Origin of the sequence: Jeotgalibacillus sp. ET6 (assembly GCF_029667115.1) — a bacterium.
Classification (GTDB): Bacteria; Bacillota; Bacilli; order Bacillales; family Jeotgalibacillaceae; genus Jeotgalibacillus.
In genome coordinates this window covers 213,420-237,504 of record NZ_JARUIU010000004.1, presented here as the reverse complement: position 1 = coordinate 237,504, position 24,085 = coordinate 213,420, and the positions used below count along the sequence as shown (strand labels likewise).

Sequence of the window (24,085 nt, the reverse complement as noted above, 5' to 3'; positions counted from 1 at the left end):
AGCTGCCGGAATTCCAATTAGAGCCCTGAGCATATTCGGCTGCTTCCCTACGCTGGCATGATCCAGATCAGGTCCATCAGGGTATGATCTCAGCTTCAATAGCACCCCCAGCAGTTCCGTTTTTACTGTAATCTGATTAGTCTTTCCTGTTTAACTCTTGCAAGTACAAGCCATCCAAGTGCCGCTCCAGTGGCACTGCTGATCAGAAACGGAGGCACAAAAAACCATGCAGCAAACGCTGTTCCCATTAGAACCTTTGCAAAAGGAACCGCGAACCAGGCACCTATAAAGCCTGTGCCAATGATTTCTCCTGCTGCTGCCCACCCCTTGCGTCCAAACTTCTTGTAGAGGAGGCCTGCAAAAAGTGCGCCAATCATCCCTCCTGGAAATGCAAGAAGTGACCCTAATCCAAGCAGGTTTCTGATTAAGCCGATTAAAAAAGCAATGACTACTGCCGGAATAGGCCCCAAAATGATCGCAGCCATCACATTCACAGCGTGCTGGACCGGATAAGCCCGGGCAACACCAGCAGGAAACCAAATAAACTGAGCGCCTGCCACGCCAATCGCCACGAACATTGCCATCACCGTCATGCGTTTTGTGTTGGTCATCTTCTCCCTCCAATCATTCAGCAGCACAAAAAAGCCAGATCCCTAGAAGGACCTGACTTGAAGTAGTATATGAATTGGACAATGGATCGCCCGACTACTTCCCTACGCTGGTACTAACCAGATCAGGTCCATAAGAGTCGGAAAATACGTTTTCCTCTCAGCCCGCGATTTTCGGGCCCCCCTAGTAGTGATTGAATCTATGCACTTAAATGAACTGGGTTCATCATAACAAAACTTTAGAAAATTGGCAATAAATCCAAAGTGAGGGGCTACCGCCTGCTGTAAAAAGTTACTTGAATATGAAAAAGAAGGTTATATACTTATAGATAGACTCCCCCGCTGAAAAATTATTCTGCTTACATAATAAAAGACAGCCTTTTATAAGGAGAGAAAAGACGATGAAGAAGCATATCATACTACTAGATATTCTTTGCTATGGAGTTATCCCATTTCTTATTTGGAACCAGGGACGGGACTTGCTCGGAGACTATTGGGCCATTATTCTTTCAACCGTCCCCGCCATCATTTATACCGTTATCCGTTTTTTTGTGGAACGGCAATTTAATATTGCAGGTATCTTTATCGTTACGTCACTATTGATCAGCACAACTGTGAACTTATTATCAGAGAATGCTCTTTCCATGCTGTGGAACCAGGTTTATTTAGGCTTCTCATTTGCCGGGCTGTATCTGCTGTCGATTCTTTTCAAAAAACCTCTCGCCTTGTATTTCATGGTGGATATCGCCTTTCTCCAGGGCTATCCGCGAGAGGGAAGCAAAGCACTCTTTAAAGAAAAAGGATTATTTATCTGGTTTCAGCTCTTAACAGCTGTCTTTGTCGTACGAGGACTCGCACAGAATTCATTAAAAGCCTGGCTCATCAATACGTATGGTGCAGATGGCTATGGTCAGGTCATCATTTACATGAACGTTTCCGGCTGGATCTTCAGCGCCCTGATTGCAGCAGGCTATTTTTTCATCGGTTCAAAAATCACCCGGCACCTCGCAGAAAAAAGCGAAGAAGAGATTCCTCCCCCCAATAGTGAAACAGTTTAAGCTGCTTAAGTACCGTTATATTATTTTTCAGATGATCGACAGACAATGGCTGCTGATACCCCCATCAATCCAGTCAGAATCGCCAGTGGCAATGCTCTCGCTATAAATTCTTCAGCAATATAATTGATTTGATATAAGATCATAACGGAAAAAGCTGATACGATAAACACGATGAAAATGGATCCTTTTATTGCTAAATTTAGTATTAGTAATGTTTCCAGCTTATTCAGCTTGTCCACCCCGTTTTCGACTATTCCTATATCAACTCATTTAAACAAATGATGCAAGAGCCTCTCCCTGTCTTCAAAAAACTGTTTCATGATCGTATAATGCTCTGTTTCCTCAAGCACCTGCTCCTTCAACCCTTCAGCAGTCAGCTGGTAAATACAAGAATCCGGATGGGCCATCAATAAAGGAGAGTGGGTGGCAATCACAAATTGGGAGCCCTGTTCCACCAGCTCATTGATCCGACTCAGCATAGATAATTGCCTCAATGGTGACAGGGCTGCTTCAGGCTCATCCAGGATATATAAACCATCACCTCGAAAACGGTGAAGAAAAGCGGCAAAAAATGATTCACCGTGAGACTGTTTATGCAGGGAAACCCCTCCAAAGCTATCAATGACCCTTCTTCCGGCAAGTGGATCCTGGTCCATTTCTTCAATATTTGTGGCTACGTTATAAAAGGTTTCCGCCCGAAAAAAGAAGCTGTCCTGAGGTCTGAGAACGCCTTTTCCAACGCGCAGATAATCATGAAGAGGAGAGTGGGAATCATAGCTCGAGAAATTAAAATTCAGCGATCCACCTTCAGCATTAAACCCCAATGCTACTGCCAGCCCTTCTAGCAGCGTTGATTTCCCCATTCCGTTCTCGCCCATGATATACGTGATATTAGGGTGGAATTGGAGTGAATCAAGCATGCGGACAGCAGGAAGATTGAAAGGAAATTCATCAAACGATGGTACTTCATCTCTTTTCACATAAATATTCTTTAAAAATCGATCTTCTTTTGCTAATTTCCCCAACGTGATCCTCCCTGTCAGTCAATAAATTGATCAAAAAATGCCAGCACTTTTCGGTAGACATGGATTTCGTTCTCTTTTTTAGAAAATCCATGACCTTCATCTTCAAGGACAAGGTACTCGACTTCTCTTCCTTTATCCTTTAATGCCTCAACGATTTGATCGGATTCAGCTTTTACTACACGTGGATCTTTTGCCCCCTGAATGACGAGCATCGGCTTTGTCATTTGCTCCAGGTACTCAATCGGGGAGTCTTCAGTTAATTTTTCTTTATCTTCCACAGTGTCTCCCACCCACTGCTTCATCAGCGGTTTCCAGTGCTCAGGAACGGAGTCAATAAAGCTGAACAGATTGCATGGTCCAAAAATATCGACCACTGCCTTGAAATATTCAGCGTGTCTGCCATGCAGCAGCAGCGCCATATAGCCCCCATAGCTTCCTCCCATTAATAAAATCCTGTCCCGCTCAGCGAAGCCCTGCTCTATGAGATATTCCAGACCAGATACATTATCAAGCCGAGGACCGTGTCCCCAGTCGCCTTCCACCATCTTAGAAAAAGCCAGCCCATAGCCTGTAGATCCTCTAAAGTTAGGCGCAAAAATGCTGTAGCCGCGGTGAACCAGAAATTGAAACAGGGATCGGAATGTAGCACGTTCTGCTGCCTGAGGCCCCCCATGCGGCCATAGAATTACGTGCCCATTACTGACCTCTTCTTTTGCTCTGAAGAACTGAGCTTCAATTTCCAGGCCATCAAACGAAGGGTATGTGAGCACATCAGGTTCAATTAACTCTTCTTCATGAACGCCAGGGACTCCGTACTGTGTGAGTGACTGCCACTCGCCATTTTTTCGCTGATAAAGATTGGAGGGACGAGTAGCGGATCGTGCATTTACATAAAGATTGCCTGCTTCGGAAAGGCAGAATCCTTCGATAACACTCGCGGGAAAATCCACTTCTTTAATCGATTCATCCTCTAACATGACCTGAAAAAGGTGATCGCGTACGCCCTGCTCAGATACGATGTAAAGTGAGCCGGAAGATTTATCATAGTGAAGCTCTGTAAAGTCCTGCTCTTCAACCTCAACGACTTTCGTAAATTCTTTTGTTTCCAAACTAAATTTAGCCAGATAGGAAAAATCAGCTTCATAATTTGTTAAAAGATAAAGCTCAGTATCAGAAACGAAAACAGTTCCTGAAACGGTGTGCTGCTCCTCTGTCTCAGGCGTCAATAGTACATCTTTTCCCTCATGTTTTGCCCATGCAAGTGTATATGTATTGGCAAAGTGCTTGGAATAAATAAAGGTTTTTTCATCTGGACTCATTGCACTTAAATAGGTAGCACTGTCTGCGCCGTGAAGAATAATTTCTTCTTCCCCGGTTTCAAGGTCATAGCAATAGGCTTTTAAAAACGTTTGGTCATCTTTATTTGAGGTGTAATAAAGTCTTTTTCCATCATCTGATGTCTTGAGAGTCATATGACGCACATTATCCTGCTTTCGGATGGGCTTCAAGTCACCTCCAGCAGGCGGCAATGCATAAATCTGGCCGTTTTCATCTCCGTCATGATCGATTACAGCCAGTATAAACTGTCCGTTTTTATCATATGTAATCTCAGAGCAGTTTTGGTTATAAAACCCCAAAGGATATGGAAATGTATTAGGAAGATCCATAGCCCATAAATTGTATTTTCCATTTAAATTCGTACTGAATACAATCTGTGATTCGTCTGGACTTACAGCAAAGGTCTCAATTCCAAACGTTTGAAAAAAATTCTCTACATCAGGCTTCTGAAAAGCAATCATCTTCAATTGTCCCCCTAAACTATATTTCGTTCTCCTACTAATGTTCTCTGTTTTCTTTACAATCCCTGCCTCTATTCCGGTTTTCTTCCAGCAAAGAGTTTACAGAAAACAAATAGATTGAATTTTTCTCCTTTACGCTGTATAAATAAAGAGAAAATAAAATATCGTTCCATCTTCAGGGCAGGGTGCAATTCCCGACCGGCGGTAAAATTTGTTTGAGCCCGCGAGCGAGTAGATCCTAAGCTTCTACTTGCTGACTCCGTGAAAACCGGAGGCCGACAGTGATAGTCTGGATGGGAGAAGATGGAGGCATTATGGCGGGGGTTCCTTTCACGGATGACAACCCTCTGTTTTGTGCTGACTTCTCCCCTTCTAACCTGTATAGAAGGGGAGTTTGTATTTGGCGTATGTTTTATGGTTGTTTTTCATAAACTTAATTGCCCGGCATCTCAGAAAACACACGAATGGTTTTTCCTGTAAAAGAGCCTGCTGCCATGAGCTAAAACTTCTTAGAGTGGAACGAAAGAATAGGAGAAATTCGTATGAAAAACACTCAGATGTTAGTGAAGTTATCGATGTTTAGTTCCATTGCATTTATTTTAATGCTGTTAAATTTTCCTCTTCCGTTTCTTCCGGACTACTTGAAAATCGACTTTAGCGATGTACCCGCCTTATTAGCGGCCATCTTATTCTCTCCTATGGCAGGTGTTGTGGTTGAGGCGCTGAAGAATGTTTTGTATTACCTGTTTAGAGGCAGCGGCATTCCAATCGGCGAGTTATCAAACTTTATTGCCGGCTGTGCTTTTATTCTGCCTGTCTCATATTTTTATCATAAAAGAAAATCGAAGAACGCATTGGCAAAAGGATTAATTTCAGGCACTATTACAATGGCACTTCTGCTTGTTGTGTTAAATTATTTCTTAATCCTTCCTGCATACGCATGGTTCTTCGGGATGGACTATATGCTTGACCCCGCCGTCAAATGGTACACGGCAGTTGCTTTTATTCTTCCATTTAACGTAATTAAAGGTCTTTTTATCACTGCATTGTTTCTGCCGCTTTTTATAAAGTTAAAGCCCTGGATCCAGCAAAATCAGGTTCAGATCAGATAATAAAAACAGGTGCCGGCCACTTCATATGAAAATGTGAAGTGGCCGGCACCTTTAAATGTTATACTTGAGAAAAAACAGGAGGATTCATCTATGAAACAGGATTTAATTCAACGTTTAACTACATATGCAAAAATTGATACTCAATCAGACCCGAAAGAAGTGTCTACTCCTTCCACTGCTAAACAGTGGGATTTGCTTAATCTGCTCTCTGACGAATTAAAGGAAATTGGAATGGAAGAGGTTTCAATTGATGAAAACGGCTATTTAATGGCCACACTCCCATCCAATACAGACAAACCGGTTCCCACAATCGGATTCCTGGCTCATGTAGATACAGCCACTGATTTTACGGGGACAAATGTTCAGCCTCAGATCGTTGAACAGTATGAAGGCACTGACCTGTTATTAAATGAAAAGCTAAATATTGTCCTTTCGTTAAGAGAATTCCCGGAGCTTTCTAATTATATTGGCCATACCTTGATCACAACAGACGGCACTACTTTACTTGGTGCAGATAATAAAGCAGGTATAAGTGAAATTATGACAGCCATGCACTATTTTATTCAGCACCCTGAAATTAAGCACGGAAAAATCAGAGTGGCTTTCACACCTGATGAAGAAATTGGCCGTGGTCCTCATAAGTTTGATGTACAAGCGTTCGGCGCAAAGTATGCTTACACAGTGGACGGAGGTCCTCTTGGGGAGCTTCAATTTGAGAGCTTTAATGCTGCAGGAGCACGAGTTGTTATAAATGGAACCAACGTGCATCCTGGAACTGCAAAAAATAAAATGGTCAATTCCATTAAAATTGCAATGGAATTAAATCGAATGCTGCCGCTTGATGAGGCACCAGAATTCACAACAGGATATGAAGGTTTCTTTCATCTGATGAACTTAGACGGCAGCGTTGAAAAAACAGTGATGGATTATATTATCCGCGACCACGACAGGGTGAAGTTTGATGATCGCAAGAAGCTGCTGACACGCGTCGTTAATGAAGTAAATGCAAAGCATGGCAGCGGTACCGTTTCTCTGGAAATAGAAGATCAATACTATAATATGGGTGAAAAAATAGAACCCGTTCGACATATTGTCGATATTGCTCAAAAAGCAATGAGCCGATTGGATATTCCGGCCATTATCGAGCCGATTCGCGGTGGCACAGATGGTTCTCAACTCTCTTATATGGGTCTTCCAACCCCCAACATTTTCACAGGCGGCGAAAACTTTCATGGCAAGTATGAATATATCTCAGTTGACAATATGGAAAAAGCAACTCATACCATTATTGAAATTGTTAAGTTGTTTGAATCCGAAGGCGCAGAATAATCGATCATACCCTTGGTACTTGTTTCGGTTTCACCAATTGAACAGTCAGTTCGGTAAAGGGACTTCCAGAGTCCCTTTTCCTATTATGAACGAATTGGAATGGAGGTGTTTACATAATGAATCTACGTAAATTGGATTTAGTTTTCAGTGTAATTTTACTGTTAAATGCAATTCGCATTTTTTATATCATCGTAACAGCAGACGACCCTAAGCCGGTGGATTACCTGGTTCTGTTTTTCTCCACATTAGGCGCAGTAATTTTATTTATGAATAGCAGAAGAAACAAGCATAAAAAGGAAAATGAATAATATATTTTTATATTTTATTCATTTTATTGGAATTAAATAAACAAAAAGGCGTATATTTTGTTAATATACGCCTTTTTATTTTTTTAAAATGCAGGGCTCGGTTTTCCGAACACATTATTTATTCATGCGATCTAAAAATCCACCTAGAAGATCATCTATATTTTCAACCTTCTCTTCACCTTGATTCTGTTTTAACTCTTCAGCCTCTTTTTTTGCAGCGTCCCAGTCAAAGTCCATAAGATCATCCTCGTTTGATTCAGTGCTCGAGGCAGCATGTTCTTGTGACTGATCATCCGTTGGAATCTCGTATTCTCTCGATACAACCGACTCCGAAGAACGTCTGCCGCGAGTCGATTCCTGGAGATAGAGCGCTTCATCAATGTCTAAAGATGTACTATTCATAGAAGCCAGAATCGCTGTAGCCCGAACAGGGTCAGATAGGAGCTGATAGATTATATTCCCAAGCAGTGCTTCTGAATGTGAATGGCGGATCCAAGAGCGTTGTTCTTTACTTAAAGCCCTTGGAAGGGGTACGGATACCGTCTCACGCTCCTTGGACTGGCGCTGGCTGCCCACACCTTCCAACACAAATTCCGCTATCTTGCTTGAGAAATTTCTCCGCTCTGATTCTTTAATCTTTTGCAGCTCTCTGATGAGGTGGTCCGGAGTATCAGAGGGCAGACGAAAAGTAATCGCCTGTCCTCTTTTAATTCCATCAGAATTACTCATAGGAAGCCCCTATTACTTAACAGCTGCTTTTTTCTCTTTTGGATCTTGCGCAGCTGCTTTATTATTTTTTCGATCAAAATCAGAAATTAGTTTGTAGTAAGCATTGGCCATCATCCAGATGCTCTCTTTTTCGTCCTCGAAAAACTCAATATTGTAGCCATCCAGGTTATTATTTAGCGTTTTAATATATTCCTTAAGAACCATTGCTCCTCCTCCAACGAAGTAGCAAATCTCTGTTTGGGAATTCTTCTGCCATACGTTGCGCAGGTGACGGTACTCTTTCTTTGCCAGGTCAAGTAAAATGCGGTCGGTAATATCGTGAACGCTTGTCCGGCTGCCTTTCACCATGATGTGGTTGCGATCATTTTTCTTTGTAATGATATCCACTACGTCACGACGTGTATCGAGCTCTACACCGTGCTTTGTTCGAATTTCCTCACGGATGGCTTCCAAGGACTCAGAAACCCCTAAATTAAAGCCCTGCGCCTTATCATCGTCGACATTGCGGTTTCTTATTACCGCGATATCTGTAGACAAGCCTCCAATATCCTGAATCAAAATCTGCTTGTCAATTAAATCACGATTTGTAATGTTGCCGTCATTATCCATTACGAGATTGATAAATGCCGCAAAGCCCTCAGGATACACTTTCACTTCTTCAAACTTAATATTTACTTTCTGCCCCTGAAATTTAGGCGTTACCAAAAACTCTACCTGGTGAACAGACCCTAATAGCTGCGATCGGAAGCCAACATCCTTGCCTTCTTTTACTTCTCTTAAAGGCAATCCGGTTCCAAGTGTATAGTTAGCGTCTATTACATTGTTATTCTTCTTAAATTGCACTGGATTGTTGGGTCTGACAGCATCCAAGGCAAGTGTTGCAAATAGCATAACCAGTGATTGATCTTCTTCTGATTTGCTGCTGCCCGGGTCTAACTCCATTGCATTATCGCTTTTCGTTGCTAAATTACCCACACGATAAATGGCGTTGTTATCCTTTAAAGCAGGGGAGTGGACACGAATATGAATACCATCCACTGGGTTCTTTTCATTTAAATCTTCAATGCCGATAACTGGCCGATCCTCACGGTCTCTCGCAATAACATTCGGAATATTTAATTCATAATCAGTTTTTCCAAACAGGGCCTTAACAGAATCATTTCCTACATCAATTGCTGCAATTCTAGAATTACTCATCAAATCATTCCTCTCATTCATACATTTTATGGTTTTCTGTGTTTCTTTTACCACTATAGTTAAGATTATAGAAAAGAATGATAATCGTCAATCATTCATTAGTTGTGTTCTATTTTGCTAATTGTATACATTAACGTATACACGTTTACATTCATGTATGCATACTTTCATACCAGCATGTATACACTTTTGTTTACATGAATACGTTTTTGTTTACAACATGTATACAAAAACGTTTACATGTTTTCATTTTTGTATACACACTCAAAGTGCTTCTAAATGCCCCCTTCAATAATAGAAGAGTGGCGCTTAATTACCTGTAACTATAGCAAGTAATTTGGCATAATTTGAAAAGTTGCTAGAAAAATAGAAACTAGTCATTTATAGTAATGGTTATCAAAATGAAAGAATCTATCATAAAAGCGAAAGGAAGGGGAACTTGAATAAATATAAAGTTGTAATGTTCTTGTGTATGGCTCCCCTATTTTGGGCGGGAAATTATATACTGGGAGAACGCGTTGTTCAGGAAACAACACCATTAACAATGACTTTTATAAGGTGGAGCATTGCCTTAATTATTCTTATCCCATTGGCACAATGGATTGAAAAGCCTAATTGGATGACCGTTTTAAAGGAATGGAAGTTCCTAATGCTAATGGCCATCTTAGGGGTTATAGGCTACAACTTTCTTTTATATGAGGCTTTGCGCTGGACGACGCCTGTCAATGCATCACTTGTTAATTCAGTGAGCCCAGTCCTGATCGCACTTTTCTCTGCTCTGCTAATGAGGGAGCGATTGACCAGACAAAACGCTTTTAGTCTGCTTATCTCTTGCAGCGGAGTGCTGCTTGTCCTTTCAAAAGGGGAATTATCCCAGTTGTTATCAGTTGAGTTCAATAACGGTGATTTAATCATGCTTACAGCTGTTTTGCTATGGTCTTTCTATTCAATTTTAGGCAGAGTAAAGGCAGCCATCCCTCCTATTGCATCCTTAACTGTCTCTTCAGCCATCGGTCTTTTGCTAATAAGCCCTGCTGTTATCTATTTAGGACTCCCTGAGGCTCTGAGTACCCCAGGTAAGCTCGGTCTGCTCTATATGGGTTTATTCCCAAGCGCAGGCGCGTTTGTATTTTGGAATATTTCGTTACGGCACACTGATGCATCCCGTGTAGGTATCTACCTCTACCTGATTCCTGTATTTACAGCGATCATATCCCTGGCGCTGGGACAGACGATTACTTGGGTGCAGATTGCAGGAGGAATGTTGGTTTTTGCAGGGGTTTACTTAAACAACAAAGCCACTGAGAAGAAGTAGTGCTGGGATAAGCATGTTTCAGCCTTCAGAATTGGGGTGAAGAGTTTCCTTAAGGACATGCTCACCGGTTTCAGCATATCCTTGGCCAAGCTGACTTTCCAATTCGTTCACCTCTAAAGCATAATCATAAATGAATACAAAGATAAGTATAAAGGGAATTTATTCCCATAAAATAAATTATAAATAAAACATATTTACATATTTTTATAAATTGTAAACTTATAAATAATTTATTTTGTAAATAATAACAATAAAGACTCACTTCATTTTCAAATATGTGCACCCTAATGTTTAATAGATTACATTTATGGAAATTTAAAACTGTGCATACATAAATTTAATAACGAGGAGTGAGTTAATGAAAGGTAATCCGTTTCTATCCGTTTGGACCAAGCCTAAAAAAACTGTTAAAGAAGTGGCGGAGGATACATCTATATGGTTTGCTCTGCTAATTACGGGAATTGCCGGTATCAGCTCGGGATTAAGTAATTTGCAGGGCAAAAGCGTAGTCAATGACTTTTCCACACTTTCCCTTGTCCTTCTTTCGATACCACTTGGCATGCTCATGGGAATTGCCACGGCTTTTTTAACTACAGTATCCTTCACCCTGATAGGGAAAGTTTTCGGTGGGAAGAGCAGCTTAAAAGTAATGTTTAAAGGTATGGGAGCGATGTATATTCCACGAATGATCTTTTCAATCCTGTTACTAATTATCGTTTTGATTGCCGGCGAGCAATTTTTTATTGCTTCCGAAACTGAGATTTCTGCAAACAGTGATTTTGGCTTGGAAATTATTATAGCCATTCTTAATGCAATCACAGGAATTTTCACAATTATTATTATGAGTAAGGGCGTCGGTGTCCTCCATCAATTTTCCTCCTGGAAAGGATTCGCTGTTGTCTTGATTACCGGAATTCTTGCGTTTATCTTCACTCTTTTCGTAGGAATTGGAGGCTTTATGGTATTTGGATGATACCTCAACTACCGTTAAGGCTGTGTCATCAAATTTCCTGACAGATTAATTACACAGGGCACGCTTTTCCGTTCAAATATGTCGCAGGATATATTTATAGCAACGCTGTTCATTTCACTACCCCGCTAAACTATTATCATTTTCTTTTTATTAACAATCCAATTATAAAAATGTGGTAAAATAAGAATGTTACTTCATACTTAGGGGAGTAAAATAAGGATAAAAGTAATGGATTACAAAAGAAAAAAGGGGACTTGTTAACTGTGAATGAAATGGAAAAACTGACACAAGAAAACCTGCTGCTGACAGAAAAGGTTGGAGAACTTGAATCTATTATTGAAGATCTTTCTGCACCGATTATCTCTTCTATCATACCTGATACCATTCTGGTTCCATTGCTTGGACAGCTGTCAGACTATCGTTTTAACCATATACAGACTAAGATTTTACAAGGGTGTGTGAATCGCCAAATAGAGCATGCAATCATTGATTTTACGGGATTATCGTACGAGGATTTAGATGAAAACGGGTTTGCCCTGTTAAGCAGGCAGATTGATGATTTGACTGTCGCCCTTCAGTTAATGGGTATAGAAGCGCTGTATGTGGGATTCTCCCCTGTTTTAATTCAACGCATGGTGGAACACGGGCAAATTAACCTTGCCACCATTCAGGCATTCTCCAACTTCAGATCGGCATTGCAGCATTTGATGAATAAAAAAGGGCTTATTTTTGAAAAAAAAGAACTTGTTTAAATAATGGACTGAGAGAGGCAGCTTGCCCCACTCAGTCATTTTTCTCTCGCTGGGTGAACTTTCAGCTGCTTTCCTTTCACCGGAGTACTTTTCATCTTTTGAAGCACCATAGGACCTTTTCCATTTAGTATTTCTATATAGGTAACGTTTTCCTGAATGGTAATGATGCCGATATCCTGCGCTTCTATTCCATCGATTTTGGCGATGGTTCCTACAAAATCCACTGCTCTCAGCTTCTTTTTCTTTCCGCCATTAAAATACAGCTTCATAATATCTTCACTTACGCGTTCTTTTTTATTTGTTTTTATATCAGGCAGGACATCCATTTTGGTCTCAAAATCATTTGTTTTCTGAGCTGCCTCTACTTCGGATGGAGGGACTTTTTCATTTAACTGAAAACCGATAAAAGCTTCTAATTCTGTTAAATAGTGTTCCTGTTTGGGAGTAACGAACGTGATGGCTTTTCCTGTTTTGCCGGCACGGCCAGTTCTGCCAATTCTGTGCACATAGCTTTCATTTTTAGAAGGAAAATCATAATTAATCACAAGCGATATGTTTTCGATATCTATTCCTCTTGCTGCCACATCTGTCGCCACTAAATACCGAAAATCTCCCCGTTTAAAATCATTCATTACCGCAAACCTATCTTCCTGTACCATACCGCCATGAAGCTTATCACATGTGTAGCCGGAGCGATCCAGCTCTTGTACAAGCTCATCCACCCGATCCTTTGTACTGCAGAAAATAATGCATGTATCGGGATTTTCAACGACGGTAACTGATTTTAACAGGCTGAGTTTTCCGGCTGAATCTGTTCGGTAAAAAGAGTGGTGAATGTGAGAATCTATTGAGTGAGATGATTCGATCTCAATTTTGACAGGATCATTCATGTATAAATCACCGAGTTGAGCAACTTTTTCAGGCAGTGTAGCTGAGAAAAGCATCGTTGTCCGCTCTGATGGAAGTTCCTTAATAATTGCCTCCACTTGATCAATAAACCCCATACTCAGCATTTCGTCCGCCTCATCAATAATTAAATAGTCAATCTTATCAATCGACAGGGTTCCTTTTTGAATATGGTCAAGCACACGCCCGGGAGTACCTGCAACCATGTGATTTTTTTGCTTTAATTCTGTTTTTTGATGAACAAAAGGCTGTTTTCCGTAAATAGCGATTGCTTTAATTCTTTTAAAACGGCCTATAGCTGTAATGTCTTCTTTAATTTGATCAGCAAGCTCACGCGTTGGCGTCAATATGAGCACCTGCGGCTTATTTTCTTCCCATTCAACCAGCTCGCATAGAGGAATGCCGAAAGCCGCAGTTTTGCCGCTGCCTGTCTTTGACTTAACAATTCCATCTCTCTTTTCAAGGACGACCGGAATCACTTTTTGCTGAACGGGTGTAGGCTGCTTGTAATCCAAACGGTTCAGTGCACTCAAGATATCCTCACTTAGTGAGAAATCATTAAAATTCTTCTTTGTCATAATAAACTCCTTTAATAAAATCGCTTAAAAACATCTGTTTCCCAAGTATTATACCAGTTTTTCAGCCCAGTCATCCCGGCTGTTGTCTATTGCAGTTTTTAGTTGCAATTTATCGAAAAATGCGTTACGTTAATCGCAACACGTGTAGTAGAATGAGTTGTCTTCTACTTGCACGTGTTCTTTATTTTTTTCTTTTTGAGAATTACCTTAAAATATACATATCTATTAAACAGTAAAGAGGCTGGGACAAATTTTGTCTCAGCCTCTTTTGCCGGCTCGCTGCGCTTCAGACGGAAGCTTTCCGCAGGGACGGCGCTGAGCCTTTTTGGGCTTAGCCCTGCGAAGTCTAAGCTTGCCGTCATATCCTGCTGGAGTCGCCGTCTTCCGCTACGCTCCCCTCATACTATTTAAATACAACTCATTTTTAACTTTTTTGAGTATTGTCTAAACCTTTTTTAATCGGTTCATTATTTTTCAAGTGTATCTCACAATCTCTTTAACGCTTCTTAGACAAAACATAAAGTCAGTCCATTTATCCGATTTCGCGATCCCAATGACGGTGGGCTGCAACAGCTTCAACAAATTCGTTGGCAAAATCGCTCATATCTTCGCTGTAGACCACTCCGGCACTGTTTAGAATGCCGTTAGCCTCCAGCCACTTCTTACCCTCGTGAGTGGCCCCTATTGGCTTGTAATGCATAAAGGCTTCATTTAAGAAGTAAGAGGTGTCTTTAACAAATTTTTTGCTTAAGTCCTGTCCGCCGACTGTATATAGAGCATCAAAAAGAACAGAATCTGCGGTAAGGAAGGTATGATCTACTTCAAGCTCTGTGCCATCTGTGCCTTTTCGCATGCCCAGCTTGTCTGAAATCACTTCTGTCTGAATACCCTGGGCAGTCAACGCTTCGAGTACCTCTTTCACCTGAGCCCCATTGTAGCCATCTGATAGAACGACTCCCACTTTGCGGGTGGCTGGCTTTTTCGCAGTGTTTTCCTGGCTTAGTGCAGGGGAAGGCTTAGCGCTCTCTGAACGGCCTCCAGTCGGAGCGGACGCGCCAATTGCATCAGCTACTTCCTGAGCAAGCTCCAGACTCACATTAGCAAACATATCAACGACCTGCTGCTGAACTGATTTTCGTTCAACCTTGCCCAGTTCAAACGAAAAGGCTTCCTTGATATGCTCCTGCTCCGGCTTGCTCATGCTGTGCCAGAAAAGAGCTGCTTGTGAAAAGTGATCTTTAAAGCTGTCGCTTCTTTTACGTACTTTTCTGCCTTCCATCTTCTCCTGATAATGGACATAGCCGCCTTCAGACTCAGAGGCTGGCATTGGAGTATTTTGTGCAATAGAGTTTTTATGGTAGCTGACGGGTCCCCTATTGATCGTCTGACGTCCGTAGCCATCACGCTGATTGTTCTGGAACGGGCATACCGGACGATTGATCGGAAGCTCATGGAAGTTCGGGCCGCCAAGACGAATCAGCTGAGTGTCCGTGTAGGAAAATAAACGCCCCTGAAGAAGCGGATCGTTGGAAAAGTCGATCCCAGGTACTACATGTCCAGGATGGAAAGCCACCTGCTCCGTTTCAGCAAAGACATTGTCAACATTACGATTCAATGTCATTTTTCCGACAATCTTCACAGGGATGTCTTCTTCCGGCCACAGCTTTGTCGGATCCAGAATATCAAAATCAAATTTAAATTCGTCTTCTTCAGCTAAAAGCTGCACGCCTAATTCATACTCTGGAAAATCTCCATTTTCAATGGAATCAAATAAATCGCGGCGATGGAAGTCCGGGTCTTTCCCGTTTATTTTTTGAGCTTCGTCCCACACGAGTGAATGAGCTCCGAGAACAGGTTTCCAATGGAATTTCACAAAATGTGCTTTACCCTGTTCATTGACAAAACGGAAGGTGTTTACTCCAAACCCTTCCATCATTCTAAAACTTCTTGGAATAGCACGGTCAGACATTGCCCACATAACCATATGCGCTGCTTCCTGGTTATTCGCTACAAAATCCCAGAATGTATCATGAGCAGAGGCCGCCTGGGGAATTTCATTATGCGGTTCAGGCTTTAATGCATGCACAAGATCAGGGAATTTCATTGCATCCTGTATGAAAAATACGGGAATATTGTTCCCTACCAGATCATAGTTTCCTTCTTCTGTATAGAACTTTGTGGCAAAGCCCCTTGCATCACGAACTGTTTCTGCTGATCCTTTTGAACCTGCTACAGTAGAAAAACGTACGAAAACAGGTGTTTTTTTGCCCGGCTCCTGAAGGAATCCTGCTTTTGTAAATTCTTTCATCGATTCATAAACTTCGAACTCTCCGTGCGCTGCATACCCTCTCGCATGAACAATTCTCTCAGGAATCCGTTCATGGTCAAAATGAGTCATTTTTTCCCGAAAATGAAAATCCTCCATCAAGGTTGGTCCGCGTTCACCGGCTTTTAATGAAAACTCATCCTCCGATACCTTCACACCCTGATTTGTTGTCATCGTTTTACCCGTGTCATCTGAACGAAATTGTTCGAGCTGTTCATTCTTGCTGTTTTCATTTACATTATTATTTTTGCTCAAGTATTTTCCCTCCTATAAATCTATGTACTAGTATTTTACTTTCCCTTCCTTTAGCGAAAACAAACGGATTATCCTGGTTTTTGTCTGGTTTATAAAATCTTTCAGGTGGAAAGCAAGGAGTAAAAGCCATGAAAAGAAAGGATGTACGTGATGAAAACAATAGATACGTACTTTCAAACCAATTACGAAGCTTCACGAAAGGTTTTCCGGAGCCACCTGGAAATCGTAAAACAATACTGGCCGAGTGCAAGACTGGCTACTCAAAAAATCGGTCAGGGCAAGGACAACACGATTGATATGATTCACGCAGAAGCTTTAGAAACAAATGAGAAGGTTCTGTTTTTCACAACGGGTGAGCATGGGATCGAGGGCTATGCTGGCGCAGCTGTAACAGATTTATTTATGCAGGAATACTTATCTCAGGTAGACCCGAAAACCACAGGTATTTGTTTTATCCATGCACTTAATCCATGGGGAATGCGGAACTTTCGGAGGGTAACCGAAAACAATATAGATTTAAACCGGAATTATCTTGTTAATCGGGATGAAGTTCCTGAAAACATAAATAAACATTATGAGAACGAAGAAGAATTATTTTTGCCATCAGGAAAAATTAAGGATCTTCGCAAGGAGCGGAGAAAGCTTCATGGCCAGCTGTTAAAAGCCTTGGCAACAGAGGGGTACAGCGGCATCACTCAGGCTAAAGGTATGGGGCAGTTCCAATTTCCAAAAGGTGTTTATTATGGCGGGGAGACAGAAGAGGAATCAGCCATTTTCTTAAAAGATGTTCAGAAAAAGCTCCTTACTCACTATACACGCGTCATTCATATGGATTGGCATACTGCATTAGGAAAAACTAATGAAGTAACCATGGTGATGAGTGAAAATGACAGCAGACAAGTGGAAGGATTAAAAGAACAGTATGAACTTGAAAATATTCAAAAGTTCAGTCCGAAATATGTTAAAGGCGACTCGACTAATCATTTTCACGCAGTTCGAAATCGTGATTTCAGCGATAAATACTTATTTTCATGCCTGTTTGAATTTGGAACCTTTGGCACCAGCAAAAAGGCGGAGCTCCGCGAGTTTATGACCATCATTCTTGAGAATCATCTTTATTGGGATGGGGCGGAAAATGAAAATGACATGGAAGAGATCTTAAATGAGTTTCGTGCCATGTTTTATCCGGTAGAGCGTAAGTGGCGGCAATCCGTCATTGCTGAAGCACGGCTTGCCATCGAAGCAGTCCTGACCACTGAACAAATTCTGCAGGTGCCAGCTAAAGTTTAACAGGAGAATCCATTCAGCCAACTCTTTTCATCCAGCAAAAGCAAGCTGGGACGAAGCGGAAGCATCCGTCATAAGCGCGGTGCAAAAACAAAGCGCCTGAGACATCTATGTCTCAGGCGCTCTTCTAATGCTTGCTGCTAAGCATTTATCTTATCTACGGGAGAACCGTTGCCCCCATCAAGTAGCGGTCGCACTCTCTTGCTGCTTCTCTGCCTTCATTGATGGCCCAGACAATTAAACTTTGTCCACGGCGCATGTCCCCTGCCGAGAAGACTCCTTCTTTATTTGTGGTGTACTTGCCATACTCAGCTTTCACTGTAGAGTTTGGATTCGTTTCTATATTCATTTGCCCAATTAATTCCTGCTCCGGACCACTGAATCCAATGGCAAGCAAAACAAGATCAGCAGGCCATGCTTTCTCTGTGCCTGGAATAGCATCTCTGATTCTTTCTCCGTTTTCACCAATGCGGAGCTTTACATTTACAGTGTGAACTTCTTTAATATGACCATTTTCATCTCCCACAAATTTAGTGGTTTGAACAGCGTAGGCCCGAGGGTCGTCTCCGTACTTGCTGGCCGCTTCTTTTTGTCCGTACTCAATCCGGTGCACGACCGGGTATTGCGGCCATGGGTTGCCGAGTGCATCACGAATCGAACCTTTTTTATCGTAAATATCAAACTGCGTTAAGCTCTTGCAATTGTGACGGATGGAAGTCGCAAGACAATCTGTCCCCGTATCTCCCCCTCCAATGACAATCACATTTTTCCCTTCGGCTGAAAGGAAATTGCCGTCTTCATGATTGGAATCAAGCAGACTCTTCGTATTAGCGTGCAGGAAGTCCATTGCATAATGAATTCCTTTTAAATCACGGCCTTCTGCCTGAATATTCCGGTGAACCGTGGCCCCGCCGCACAAAATGGTGGAATCAAATTCCTTCTCCAGCTTTTCAGCGGGGTAATCCCTGCCTACTTCTGTATTGGTAATAAACGTGATGCCTTCTGCTTTCAGAAGATCAACCCGTCGTTCCACCATTGCATATGGAAGCTTCATTTCCGGAATACCATAGGTTAACAGACCGCCAACCCGGTCATTTCGTTCAAAAACGGTGACCCAATGACCGGCTTTGTTTAACTGAGCAGCTGCTGCCAGACCAGCAGGACCTGATCCGATAACCGCTACTTTTTTGCCTGTGCGTTTTTCAGGAGGCTCAGGGACAACCCAGCCTTCATCAAACCCTTTTTCAATAATGGAACGCTCCACTGTGCGGATGGCGACCGGCGGTTCATTAATCCCAAGTACACAGGCGCCTTCGCACGGCGCGGGACAGGCTGTACCTGTAAATTCAGGAAAGTTATTTTTTTCATGCTCCCGCTCCAGTGCTTCTTTCCATTGGCCCTGATACACAAGATCATTCCATTCGGGAATTAAATGGTAAACAGGGCAGCCTGTTGTAACACCATTGATTTCACTGCCATGATGACAGGTAGGGATTCCGCAGTCCATACAACGGGCTCCCTGCTGTTGAATTTCCTCTTCGGTCATCGGGGCTGTGTAATCATTCCAGTCTTTCGTTCGTTCATGCGGGTCACGCTCCCGCTGTGATTGACGTTCATATTCCATAAACCCTGTTGGCTTTCCCATCAAATCCCTCCTTTTCGGTTATTTTGCCGTTTCCAGCGCTTTGTTGCTTTCTTCAAAAGCGGTCATTTCCGCATCAAATTTTGAAAGTCCTCCATCTTGCAGGGCTTTTATCCGGTCATTGATTTTCAAGTACGATTTAGGAATGACCCGGACAAACTGCGGGGCATATTTTTCCCAGTAGGTCAGAATTCTCTTTCCGTGTGCACTATTTGTGTAGTGGACATGCTTTTCAATCATTTTATATACGTCATCGAGGTCTTGTTTGTTCTCCAGCGGTTCGATATGAACAAGCTCTGGGTTGCATTTAGACCGGAATAGATTTTCTTCGTCAAATACATACGCAGTGCCGCCTGACATACCAGCTGCAAAGTTTCTTCCAGTTGCTCCAAGGACGACTACCTTGCCTCCTGTCATGTATTCACAGCCATGGTCGCCCACGCCTTCCACGACAATATTCGCTCCGCTGTTTCTCACACAGAAGCGTTCTCCTGCGATCCCCTGAATATAAGCTTCTCCTGCAGATGCTCCATAAAAGGACACATTCCCAATAATCGTATTTTTTTCAGGTGGGAATGTTACGACAGGATCAGGATGAACGATAATTTTTCCTCCCGACAGTCCTTTTCCGACAAAATCATTGGAATCTCCCACGAGACGCAGTGTCATTCCCCGGGGAATAAAGGCACCAAAACTTTGTCCTGCTGATCCTTTGAGGGTCAGGTTAATTGTATCTTCAGGCAGTCCTTTTTCTCCATAGCGCCGTGTAATTTCACTGCCGAGCATGGTTCCGGTTACCCGGTTTATATTACGGATCGCAGTTGTAAACTCAACTGGCTCCTGATTTTCAATGGCACGGCGGCAGTTTGGAATAAGCTCCTGGTAATCCAGAGTTTTTTCAAGTCCATGGTCCTGATCCCTCATATGATAGCGGCCCACTTTTGCAGGCAGGTCCGGAGAGTAAAGGAGGGCTGAAAGGTCAATTCCTTTTGCTTTCCAGTGCTCAATCGTATCATTTAGTTCAAGGGCATCCGTCCGTCCAATCATTTCATTGATGGTTCTAAATCCGAGTTCGGCCATGATTTCACGGGTTTCTGTCGCAATGAAGCGCATGAAGTTCGCCACGTGCTCTGCGTCTCCTGTGAATTTTTTGCGAAGCTCAGGATTCTGCGTGGCTACCCCTACCGGACATGTATCGAGATGACAAACACGCATCATAACGCATCCGAGTACCACAAGAGGCGCAGTTGAAAAACCATACTCTTCAGCACCCAGTAAAGTAGCAAGAACAACATCACGCCCGGTCATCATTTTTCCATCTGTTTCAACTACAATACGATCGCGCAAACCATTCAGCAGCAGGGTTTGATGAGTTTCAGCCAGACCGATTTCCCAAGGCAGACCCGTATGCTTCAAGCTTGTTCTTGGTGCTGCTCCTGTTCCACCGTCGTATCCGCTGATTAAAACAAGATCTGCTCTTCCTTTTGCTACACCCGCTGCGATCGTTCCTACCCCAACGGCTGATACCAGCTTCACGCTGATCCTTGCACTTGGATTTGCGTTTTTAAGATTATGAATCAGCTCAGCCAGATCCTCGATCGAATAAATATCATGATGAGGAGGCGGTGAGATTAATTCGACGCCAGGAGTTGAACCGCGCACCTCTGCAATCCACGGATATACTTTTTTGCCTGGAAGATGTCCACCTTCGCCCGGCTTGGCACCCTGTGCAATTTTAATTTGAATTTCGTCTGAATTGACCAGGTAATGACTCGTTACGCCAAAGCGGCCAGACGCGACCTGCTTAATGGAGCTTCGACGGGAATCCCCATTTTCATCCGGAGTAAAACGGTCCACATCTTCTCCGCCTTCTCCGGTATTGCTTCTTCCGCCTACACGATTCATGGCAATGGCGAGAGCTTCATGCGCTTCTTTTGAAATCGAGCCGTACGACATAGCGCCTGTTTTAAAGCGTCTGCAAATAGCCTCAACAGATTCCACTTCTTCGATTGGAATCGATTGACCTTTTTTAAATCTCATAAGCCCCTTAAGAGACTGCAAATTAACGGTTTCATCCGTCAGCATTCGGGAATATTTTTTAAATGCATCATAGTTATTTGTCCGGCAGGCATGCTGAAGAGTATGAATGGTACTTGGGTTGTATTGATGGTCTTCTCCATTTGCACGATATTGGAATTCATCGCCTGCTTCTAAGGTTTTATTCCCTCCGCGATTCTCGCCAAATGCCGCTTCATGGCGAAGAAGAACTTCCTTTTGGATCATTTCGATTCCAATTCCGCCTAAACGGGAAGAGGTTCTTGTAAAATACTTATCTATTACATCCATGTGAATGCCGACTGCTTCAAAAATCTGAGCTCCACGATAGCTTTGAATCGTCGAAATCCCCATTTTAGAAAGAATTTTAATCACACCGTCTGTAACAGATTTCACATAATTTCCAGCAGCGTGATCGAAGGACTCAAGGCTGATTTCTCCTCTATCCATCAGTTCACGGACTGAATCAAATGCTAGATACGGATTGATCCCTTCTGCACCGTAGCCCAGGAGCATCGCAAAATGATGCACTTCTCTTGGTTCACCTGATTCAATTAAGATGCTTACCTTTGTTCGCGTTCCTTTTCGGATCAAATGGTGATGCAGACCGGATACTGCCAGTAAAGCTGGAATCGCTGCATCGTCGGCTGTTACCCCTCTGTCAGAAAGAATCAGGAGCGTAGTGCCTTCTTCTACAGCCGTATCCGCTTTTTCAAAAAGTGTATCAAGTGCCTTTTCCATGCTGCCCTCTCCATTATGAGCAGGGAACAGGGTTGAGAAAGTGGCAGCTTTAAAACCATCCAATTTTTGCTGGCGCAGCTTCTCCAGCTCACGGTTTGTCAGGACAGGTGTACGTAAGCGAATATGCTTACAGCTGTCGGGACCGGGTTTTACCAGGTTTCCTTCTGCTCCGATTGTGGTATCCACCATGGTAATGATCTTTTCACGGATCGCATCAATAGGCGGATTGGTAACCTGTGCAAACAATTGTTTAAAATAGTTATACAAAAGCTGAGGCTTTTTCGATAATACCGCAAGCGGGGAGTCGTACCCCATAGAACCCACGGGATCTTTTCCATCTGTCACAAGAGGTTTTACAATCTTTGTAAGCTCTTCTCTTGTATAGCCGAAAGCAAGCTGCTGCTTCAGGAGCGCGTCTCCAATATGTGCAGGCGGCTGTTCATCCGCCTCAGGAACCTCATCTAAATTTTTCATATTCGTAAGCCACTCTTTGTACGGCTGTTCTGAAGCGATTTGAAGCTTCACTTCCTCATCCGGAATAATCGTTCCTTTTTCCAGATCAACTAAAAGAATTTTCCCGGGAGCCAGACGATCCTTGTATTCGATGTCATCTGCAAATATATCAAGTGCTCCAACCTCAGAACCCAGGACAATCATGCCGCTTTTTGTTACATAGTACCGGGCTGGACGCAATCCATTCCGGTCAAGACATGCCCCAATTTGCGTACCGTTTGTAAACACAAGTGCGGCAGGTCCGTCCCAAGGCTCCATCAGTGTACTGTGATATTCATAAAAGTCCCGTTTTTCTTCTTTAATCGTATCATCATTTGCCCAAGGCTCAGGCACCATCATCATTGCAGTATGCGCAAGGGACCGGCCTGACAGATGAAGAAATTCAAAGCAGTTGTCAAACATAGAGGAATCACTGCCATCTGAATCAATAACCGGAAGAACCTTTTGAAGATCTTCATTGCTGAAATATTCTGACTCACACATCTGCTCACGTGCACGCATCCAATTCACATTTCCTCTTAATGTATTAAACTCTCCATTATGAATGGTATAGCGATTTGGATGCGACCTTTTCCAACTAGGGAAGGTATTTGTGCTGAACCGTGAGTGCACAAGGGCTAGCGCGGATTTGAAGTCGGGATGATTAAGGTCGATGTAAAATGAATCCAGTTGTTCGGGGATAAGCATTCCTTTATAGACAATGGTTTGAGTAGACAAGCTGCTGATATACACATCTTCATAACCCTCGATACTGGCTAGTTCCTTCTCAACCCGCTTGCGGATCACATAAAGCTTTCGCTCAAAATCCATTTGATCATTCAAGTCGTCAGAAGCCTGAATAAAAACCTGTCTGATCATTGGCTTTGTCTTCGTTGCGACTTTTCCTACAAATGAGTCGTTAATCGGTACAGGACGCCATCCGAGAAATTTCTGGCCTTCTTCAAAAATAATCCGTTCAAAGATTTCCTTACTTTGTTTTCGGGTATCATGATCCTTTGGAAGAAAAACCATTCCAACACCATACTCACCCTCACGAGGTAAAAAAATATCTTCTTTTTCACATTGCTTTTTAAAAAACCGGTGCGGTATTTGCGTCAAAATTCCCGCTCCATCTCCGGTACTCGTGTCAGCGGACTGACCGCCGCGGTGTTCAAGATTGCACAAAATGTTAATCGCATTCTGAACGATACTGTGGGATTTTTCACCATTTATATTAGCAATCATTCCAATCCCACACGCTTCATGTTCTTGCTCTGGATCATATAAACCTTGCGGAACCGGATAACCATTTTTCTTCATGACAAACTCCCCTCTCTACTAATTAATGATGAAAGATGTTCATTGTCCTGATGAAGGGATTCTTTACACACTTCATTCCATGTACACTTTCAATTTCGAATTAGTATACCATGAAACAATTGATCACATAAAATTCTGATAACGTTTTTTTGTGAATTTTTATCAATAGAAATGAATGAAAACGCTATCATTTCAGGCTCTGAACCTCACACAACCATGTTAAATACCTTGTGATAACAGGGATTTAGACGGTTGGAAAATTTTTTTACAAAAAAATT

At 42.5% G+C, this 24,085-nt stretch carries 18 protein-coding genes and 3 riboswitches; of the genes, 8 read left to right on the top strand and 10 right to left on the bottom strand.

From position 1 onward, the window contains the following. Positions 1-27: 27 nt before the first annotated feature. Positions 28-119: riboswitch (TPP riboswitch) on the bottom strand. Positions 120-122: 3 nt separating this feature from the next. Then, positions 123-611, bottom strand: coding sequence for an energy coupling factor transporter S component ThiW (gene thiW, locus P6709_RS12615; RefSeq protein ID WP_278241285.1), 489 nt, complete (start codon positions 609-611; stop codon positions 123-125). Positions 612-693: 82 nt separating this feature from the next. Then, positions 694-804, bottom strand: a riboswitch (TPP riboswitch). Between the two features lie 205 nt (positions 805-1,009). Between thiW and P6709_RS12610 the strand changes: the two genes are divergently transcribed. Next, entirely contained in the window at positions 1,010-1,666 is a 657-nt protein-coding gene (locus P6709_RS12610; RefSeq protein WP_278241284.1) for a VC0807 family protein, read from the top strand. 20 nt (positions 1,667-1,686) lie between these two features. Here P6709_RS12610 and P6709_RS12605 read toward each other — a convergent pair whose 3' ends face one another. The 3 genes from P6709_RS12605 to P6709_RS12595 form a co-directional block, all read right to left on the bottom strand. Further along, positions 1,687-1,836: a hypothetical protein gene (locus P6709_RS12605; protein WP_278241283.1), complete on the bottom strand. Its 150-nt coding sequence runs from the start codon at positions 1,834-1,836 to the stop codon at positions 1,687-1,689. A 96-nt stretch (positions 1,837-1,932) separates the two neighbouring features. Then, entirely contained in the window at positions 1,933-2,691 is a 759-nt protein-coding gene (locus tag P6709_RS12600) for an AAA family ATPase (RefSeq protein ID WP_278241282.1), read from the bottom strand. A gap of 14 nt (positions 2,692-2,705) precedes the next feature. Then, entirely contained in the window at positions 2,706-4,490 is a 1,785-nt protein-coding gene (locus tag P6709_RS12595) for a S9 family peptidase (RefSeq protein WP_278241281.1), read from the bottom strand. Between the two features lie 167 nt (positions 4,491-4,657). After that, positions 4,658-4,799, top strand: a riboswitch (FMN riboswitch). Between the two features lie 233 nt (positions 4,800-5,032). Here P6709_RS12595 and P6709_RS12590 point away from each other — a divergent pair. From P6709_RS12590 to P6709_RS12580, 3 genes are all read left to right on the top strand, one after another. Then, complete coding sequence (locus P6709_RS12590) at positions 5,033-5,602, top strand: ECF transporter S component (protein WP_278241280.1); 570 nt, start codon at positions 5,033-5,035, stop codon at positions 5,600-5,602. A 90-nt stretch (positions 5,603-5,692) separates the two neighbouring features. Beyond that, positions 5,693-6,931, top strand: coding sequence for a peptidase T (gene pepT / locus P6709_RS12585; RefSeq protein WP_278241279.1), 1,239 nt, complete (start codon positions 5,693-5,695; stop codon positions 6,929-6,931). A gap of 116 nt (positions 6,932-7,047) precedes the next feature. After that, complete coding sequence (locus tag P6709_RS12580) at positions 7,048-7,239, top strand: hypothetical protein (protein ID WP_278241278.1); 192 nt, start codon at positions 7,048-7,050, stop codon at positions 7,237-7,239. 114 nt (positions 7,240-7,353) lie between these two features. Here P6709_RS12580 and P6709_RS12575 read toward each other — a convergent pair whose 3' ends face one another. Continuing rightward, positions 7,354-7,968, bottom strand: a complete 615-nt coding sequence (locus tag P6709_RS12575; RefSeq protein ID WP_278241277.1) for a hypothetical protein — start codon at positions 7,966-7,968, stop codon at positions 7,354-7,356. A 12-nt stretch (positions 7,969-7,980) separates the two neighbouring features. Next, entirely contained in the window at positions 7,981-9,165 is a 1,185-nt protein-coding gene (locus P6709_RS12570) for a ParM/StbA family protein (protein ID WP_278241276.1), read from the bottom strand. A gap of 439 nt (positions 9,166-9,604) precedes the next feature. On the opposite strand from P6709_RS12570, the gene P6709_RS12565 reads away from it, so the two are divergent. The 3 genes from P6709_RS12565 to P6709_RS12555 all read left to right on the top strand — a co-directional run bounded on the left by P6709_RS12565 (position 9,605) and on the right by P6709_RS12555 (position 12,205). Further along, on the top strand, positions 9,605-10,480 hold the full coding sequence (locus P6709_RS12565; protein ID WP_278241275.1) for a DMT family transporter: 876 nt from the start codon (positions 9,605-9,607) through the stop codon (positions 10,478-10,480). 358 nt (positions 10,481-10,838) lie between these two features. After that, positions 10,839-11,453 carry a YIP1 family protein gene (locus P6709_RS12560; protein ID WP_278241274.1) on the top strand — a complete coding sequence of 205 codons (615 nt, stop codon included), beginning with the start codon at positions 10,839-10,841 and terminating at the stop codon, positions 11,451-11,453. A 263-nt stretch (positions 11,454-11,716) separates the two neighbouring features. Next, entirely contained in the window at positions 11,717-12,205 is a 489-nt protein-coding gene (locus P6709_RS12555) for an STAS domain-containing protein (RefSeq protein WP_278241273.1), read from the top strand. 35 nt (positions 12,206-12,240) lie between these two features. On the opposite strand, the gene P6709_RS12550 is transcribed toward P6709_RS12555, so the two are convergent. Further along, positions 12,241-13,689: a DEAD/DEAH box helicase gene (locus P6709_RS12550; RefSeq protein ID WP_278241272.1), complete on the bottom strand. Its 1,449-nt coding sequence runs from the start codon at positions 13,687-13,689 to the stop codon at positions 12,241-12,243. A 532-nt stretch (positions 13,690-14,221) separates the two neighbouring features. Beyond that, positions 14,222-16,270 (bottom strand): catalase, encoded by a 2,049-nt coding sequence (locus tag P6709_RS12545; RefSeq protein WP_278241271.1) that lies wholly within the window; start codon positions 16,268-16,270, stop codon positions 14,222-14,224. A gap of 150 nt (positions 16,271-16,420) precedes the next feature. Here P6709_RS12545 and P6709_RS12540 point away from each other — a divergent pair, with 150 nt between their 5' ends. Further along, positions 16,421-17,560, top strand: a complete 1,140-nt coding sequence (locus P6709_RS12540; RefSeq protein WP_278241270.1) for a M14 family metallopeptidase — start codon at positions 16,421-16,423, stop codon at positions 17,558-17,560. A 154-nt stretch (positions 17,561-17,714) separates the two neighbouring features. Here P6709_RS12540 and P6709_RS12535 read toward each other — a convergent pair whose 3' ends face one another. Beyond that, positions 17,715-19,202, bottom strand: coding sequence for a glutamate synthase subunit beta (locus P6709_RS12535; RefSeq protein ID WP_278241269.1), 1,488 nt, complete (start codon positions 19,200-19,202; stop codon positions 17,715-17,717). A gap of 18 nt (positions 19,203-19,220) precedes the next feature. Further along, positions 19,221-23,807, bottom strand: a complete 4,587-nt coding sequence (gene gltB, locus P6709_RS12530; protein ID WP_278241268.1) for a glutamate synthase large subunit — start codon at positions 23,805-23,807, stop codon at positions 19,221-19,223. Positions 23,808-24,085 lie beyond the last annotated feature (278 nt).